Here is a 4,943-nt window from a genome sequence, read left to right on the forward strand (position 1 = left end):
TCAGTCGCAGGACGGGCTTGATTTTTCAAGCCCGTCCGGCGACTGAGGACAAGCGGGGGTCACGCAAAGAGGGCCCGCACCAAAAAAGGTGCGGGCCCTCTAGCCGTCTGCCAAGACAGTGGCGTCAGCGCTTGTGCTGCGCGTCCGCCACCGTGACCTCGACGCGCTGGAACTCCTTGAGCTCGCTGTAGCCCGTCGTCGCCATCGAGCGCCGCAGCGCGCCGAAGAAGTTCATCGACCCGTCCGGCGTGTGCGAGGGACCGGTCAGGATCTCCTCGGTCGTGCCGACGATGCCCAGGTCGACGAGCTTTCCGCGCGGTACGTCCTCGTGCACGGCCTCCATGCCCCAGTGGTGGCCCTTGCCGGGCGCGTCCGTGGCGCGCGCCAGCGGGGAGCCGATCATCACCGAGTCGGCACCGCAGGCGATCGCCTTCGGGAGGTCGCCGGACCAGCCGACGCCACCGTCCGCGATGACGTGCACATACCGGCCGCCGGACTCGTCCATGTAGTCACGGCGCGCGGCGGCCACATCGGCCACAGCGGTCGCCATCGGCACCTGGATGCCCAGCACGTTACGAGTGGTGTGCGCGGCGCCGCCGCCGAAGCCGACGAGCACGCCTGCCGCGCCCGTACGCATCAGGTGCAGGGCGGCGGTGTAGGTCGCGCACCCGCCCACGATCACCGGGACGTCCAGCTCGTAGATGAACTGCTTCAGGTTGAGCGGCTCGGCCGCACCCGAGACATGCTCGGCCGAAACAGTGGTCCCACGGATGACGAAGATGTCCACGCCCGCGTCCACCACGGCCTTGGAGAACTGCGCGGTGCGCTGCGGGGAGAGCGCGGCGGCGGTGACCACACCCGAGTCGCGCACCTCCTTGATGCGCTGCCCGATCAGGTCTTCCTTGATCGGAGCGGCGTAAATCTCCTGGAGGCGACGGGTCGCGTTCTCCTCGTCGAGCTCGTCGGCGATCTCGTCCAGCAGGGGCTGCGGGTCCTCGTACCGGGTCCACAGGCCCTCGAGGTTCAGTACGCCGAGGCCGCCCATCTCCCCGATGCGGATCGCCGTCTGCGGCGAGACGACGGAGTCCATCGGAGCCGCCAGGAACGGAAGCTCGAAGCGGTAGGCGTCGATCTGCCAGGCGATCGAGACCTCCTTCGGGTCCCGGGTGCGCCGGCTCGGCACGATGGCGATGTCGTCGAACGCGTACGCCCTGCGGCCGCGCTTGCCGCGCCCGATCTCGATCTCAGTCACGATGGTGTGGCCTTTCCTCTACGTCTGCCGTTCCAGTATCCCCGACGCGCGCGCGGAAGCCCGCGGGCCGTCCGGCCCGCGGGCTTCCGCATACGTCACCTGCTGCTAGCGCCGGGTGTAGTTCGGCGCCTCGACCGTCATCTGGATGTCGTGCGGGTGGCTCTCCTTGAGGCCCGCCGAGGTGATCCGGACGAACTTGCCCTTGCGCTCCATCTCCTCGACGGAGGCAGCGCCGACGTACCCCATCGTCTGGCGCAGTCCGCCGACCAGCTGGTGCAGCACATTGGCGAGCGGGCCGCGGTAGGGCACCTGGCCCTCGATGCCCTCGGGGACGAGCTTGTCGTCGGAGGACACCTCGGCCTGGAAGTAACGGTCCTTCGAGTACGAGCGGCCCTGGCCGCGCGACTGCATGGCGCCCAGCGAGCCCATGCCGCGGTACGACTTGAACTGCTTGCCGTTGATGAACTGCAGCTCGCCCGGGGACTCCTCGCAGCCCGCGAGCAGCGAGCCGAGCATCACGCTGTCGGCGCCGGCGGCGAGCGCCTTGCCGATGTCGCCCGAGTACTGCAGGCCGCCGTCGCCGATGACCGGGACGCCCGCAGCACGGGCGGCCAGCGCAGCCTCATAGATCGCGGTGACCTGCGGGACGCCGATGCCGGCGACCACACGGGTGGTACAGATCGAGCCGGGCCCGACACCGACCTTGACCGCGTCCACACCGGCGTCGATCAGGGCCTGGGCGCCGTCGCGGGTCGCGACGTTGCCGCCGATGACATCCACGTTGACAGCCGACTTGATCTTCGCCATCCAGTTGAGGGCGTTGCTGTTGTGGCCGTGCGAGGTGTCGACGATGAGGAAGTCCACACCGGCACCGGCGAGCGCCTGGGCGCGGTCCAGCGCCTCGGGGCTCGCGCCGACCGCCGCGCCGACGAGGAGGCGGCCCTCGCCGTCCTTGGCCGCGTTCGGGTACTGCTCGGCCTTCTTGAAGTCCTTGACCGTGATGAGGCCCTTGAGAATGCCCGCGGCGTCGACCAGCGGAAGCTTCTCGATCTTGTGGCGGCGCAGCAGCTCCATGGCGTCCACGCCGGAGATGCCGACCCGGCCCGTGACCAGCGGCATCGGCGTCATGACCTCGCGCACCTGGCGCGCACGGTCCGACTCGAAGGCCATGTCGCGGTTGGTGACGATGCCGAGCAGCTTGCCCGACGGATCGACGACCGGGACGCCACTGATGCGGAACTTGGCGCAGAGCGCGTCGGCCTCGCCGAGCGTGGCGTCCGGGGAGACCGTGATCGGGTCGGTGACCATGCCGGACTCGGACCGCTTCACCAGGTCGACCTGGTTGACCTGGTCCTCGACGGACAGATTGCGGTGCAGTACGCCGACGCCGCCCTGACGGGCCATGGCGATGGCCATCCGGGCCTCGGTCACCTTGTCCATCGCGGCGGACAGCAGCGGGATGTTCACACGTACGTTCCGCGAGATGAGCGACGAGGTGTCGACCGCGTTGGGCAGCACTTCAGATGCGCCCGGCAGCAGCAGCACGTCGTCGTATGTCAGCCCGAGCGTCGCGAATTTCTCGGGCACTCCGTCGACGTTTGCAGTCATGACACCTTCCCCAAATGGCCTTGATCGGTGCGGATGTCCATGCTAACGGGCTCCGGGGGTGTCACATTCCACGATCAAGATCACTGGTGGACCCTGGCCAGAAAAATCCTAGAGAGCCCTACTGCTCCGCCAGAGCCCTCAGCCTGCTGAGTGCCCGGTGCTGTGCGACCCGCACGGCTCCCGGGGACATTCCCAGCATCTGTCCGGTCTCCTCCGCGGTGAGACCGACAGCGACCCGCAGCACCAGCAGTTCGCGCTGGTTGTCGGGAAGATTGGCGAGGAGCTTCTTCGCCCACGCGGCGTCGCTGCTCAGCAGCGCCCGCTCCTCGGGTCCCAGCGAGTCGTCGGGCCGCTCCGGCATCTCGTCGGAGGGCACTGCGGTCGATCCGGGGTGGCGCATGGCCGCGCGCTGCAGGTCGGCGACCTTGTGCGTGGCGATCGCGAAGACGAAGGCCTCGAAGGGGCGGCCGGTGTCCTTGTAGCGGGGCAGCGCCATCAGTACGGCGACGCAGACTTCCTGCGCGAGGTCCTCCACGAAGTGACGAGCATCACCGGGCAGCCGGTTGAGCCGGGTGCGGCAGTAGCGCAGCGCGAGGGGATGGACGTGCGCCAGGAGATCGTGGGTGGCCCGCTCGTCGCCCTCGACGGCACGGTGGACGAGGGCACCGATCGGCGCCTGTCCACCCGCAGCCTCGTCGTCGCGCATCGGACCATGGTGCACGGGTGCGGAATCATCCGCTGCACCGCGTCCGTGGTTGTGCACCGAAGCGTTATGAGCAGGTGCGCCGGAACTCATCTCCTGCGCCCTCCCCTCTCGCTGGCCCTGCCCGCTCGACTCGTCCCCGAGGAACTCCACACCCCCAAGGATGCGGCATCGCGCGCGAAACGTGGTGCGCGAGCGTCCGCGACCCCCTCCGCAGAGGAAGGGAGGGGGTGCGAACGGCGGGGCGGCAGCCCCGCGCACCTGCGCATTCAGCGCACCAGACCCCAGCGGAATCCGAGCGCGACGGCGTGCGCGCGGTCCGAGGCGCCGAGCTTTTTGAACAGTCGGCGCGCGTGGGTCTTGACCGTGTCCTCGGAGAGGAACAGCTCGCGGCCGATCTCGGCGTTGGAGCGTCCGTGGCTCATGCCTTCGAGCACCTGGATCTCCCGCGCGGTGAGTGTGGGCGCCGCGCCCATCTCCGCCGAGCGCAGCCGCCTCGGGGCGAGCCGCCACGTCGGGTCGGCGAGCGCCTGGGTCACCGTCGCGCGCAGTTCGGCACGCGACGCGTCCTTGTGCAGATAGCCGCGGGCCCCGGCGGCGACCGCCAGCGCGACACCGTCCAGATCCTCCGCGACGGTCAGCATGATGATCCGTGCGCCGGGGTCTGCCGAGAGCAGCCGGCGCACTGTCTCGACGCCGCCCAGTCCGGGCATGCGTACGTCCATCAGAATCAGATCCGAACGGTCGGCACCCCAGCGGCGGAGCACTTCCTCACCGTTGGCGGCCGTCGTCACGCGCTCTACACCGGGCACGGTCGCGACCGCGCGGCGAAGCGCCTCTCGGGCAAGCGGGGAGTCGTCGCAGACGAGGACGGATGTCATGGCCGCCCTCCGCAGCTGATGCGCGTCACCTTGAGCCTCCAGGCTGAATACAAATCGTCACCTGTGCGGTCGACACGCTCGGACACCTGCCCGAGCGCTTGTACTTTCAACCGCCACACACACTCAACGACGGTCACTCGAAAGAGTTACGGGTCGGACGGCCGCCTTCGGCACTCTACGTGAGGGGGCGATTGCAGAGGAGCGCATCACAACTCGTCCACATCCCGGTCGGAGCAATGCCCTATTTGGCGGCTTTTCTTCCATTTTGCTGGTGTCTGTGACTAGATTCATATGTGAGTCATATTTACATCTACTTACACCGTAGATGTACGTCACGGATCCCAGCGGAACTCAAGGGGACAAGCAATGGCAGATTTTTCCCGCCTTCCCGGGCCCAACGCCGACCTCTGGGACTGGCAGCTGCTCGCAGCCTGCCGAGGAGTCGACAGCTCCCTCTTCTTCCACCCGGAGGGCGAACGGGGCGCTGCGCGCAGCGCCC

Annotated in this window: 5 protein-coding genes; 1 reads left to right on the forward strand and 4 read right to left on the reverse strand. The window is 68.4% G+C overall.

What is annotated here, in order from left to right; all coding sequences use genetic code 11:
- Positions 1 to 124: 124 nt before the first annotated feature.
- From J0695_RS36305 to J0695_RS36320, 4 genes are all read right to left on the reverse strand, one after another.
- Positions 125 to 1,252 carry a GuaB3 family IMP dehydrogenase-related protein gene (locus tag J0695_RS36305; protein WP_206969034.1) on the reverse strand — a complete coding sequence of 376 codons (1,128 nt, stop codon included), beginning with the start codon at positions 1,250 to 1,252 and terminating at the stop codon, positions 125 to 127.
- Positions 1,253 to 1,357: 105 nt separating this feature from the next.
- On the reverse strand, positions 1,358 to 2,860 hold the full coding sequence (gene guaB, locus J0695_RS36310; protein ID WP_206969035.1) for an IMP dehydrogenase: 1,503 nt from the start codon (positions 2,858 to 2,860) through the stop codon (positions 1,358 to 1,360).
- 118 nt (positions 2,861 to 2,978) lie between these two features.
- The gene (locus J0695_RS36315) at positions 2,979 to 3,566 is read right to left on the reverse strand and encodes a sigma-70 family RNA polymerase sigma factor (RefSeq protein ID WP_277990080.1); all 588 of its coding nucleotides are present in this window, start codon (positions 3,564 to 3,566) and stop codon (positions 2,979 to 2,981) included.
- Between the two features lie 266 nt (positions 3,567 to 3,832).
- Positions 3,833 to 4,444 (reverse strand): response regulator transcription factor, encoded by a 612-nt coding sequence (locus tag J0695_RS36320; protein WP_003948568.1) that lies wholly within the window; start codon positions 4,442 to 4,444, stop codon positions 3,833 to 3,835.
- Positions 4,445 to 4,810: 366 nt separating this feature from the next.
- Between J0695_RS36320 and J0695_RS36325 the strand changes: the two genes are divergently transcribed.
- A partial coding sequence (locus tag J0695_RS36325; protein WP_242553642.1) for a WhiB family transcriptional regulator occupies positions 4,811 to 4,943 on the forward strand: 133 nt, incomplete at its 3' end.

It is taken from the genome of Streptomyces beijiangensis, from assembly GCF_017315755.1.
In the GTDB taxonomy this organism is placed as follows: domain Bacteria; phylum Actinomycetota; class Actinomycetes; order Streptomycetales; family Streptomycetaceae; genus Streptomyces; species Streptomyces beijiangensis.

Coding starts and splice junctions, on each gene's coding strand:
- guaB (WP_206969035.1), bottom strand. CDS start 2,860: ATGACTGCAAACGTCGACGGAGTGCCCGAGAAATTCGCGACGCTCGGG.
- J0695_RS36320 (WP_003948568.1), bottom strand. CDS start 4,444: ATGACATCCGTCCTCGTCTGCGACGACTCCCCGCTTGCCCGAGAGGCG.
- J0695_RS36315 (WP_277990080.1), bottom strand. CDS start 3,566: ATGCGCGACGACGAGGCTGCGGGTGGACAGGCGCCGATCGGTGCCCTC.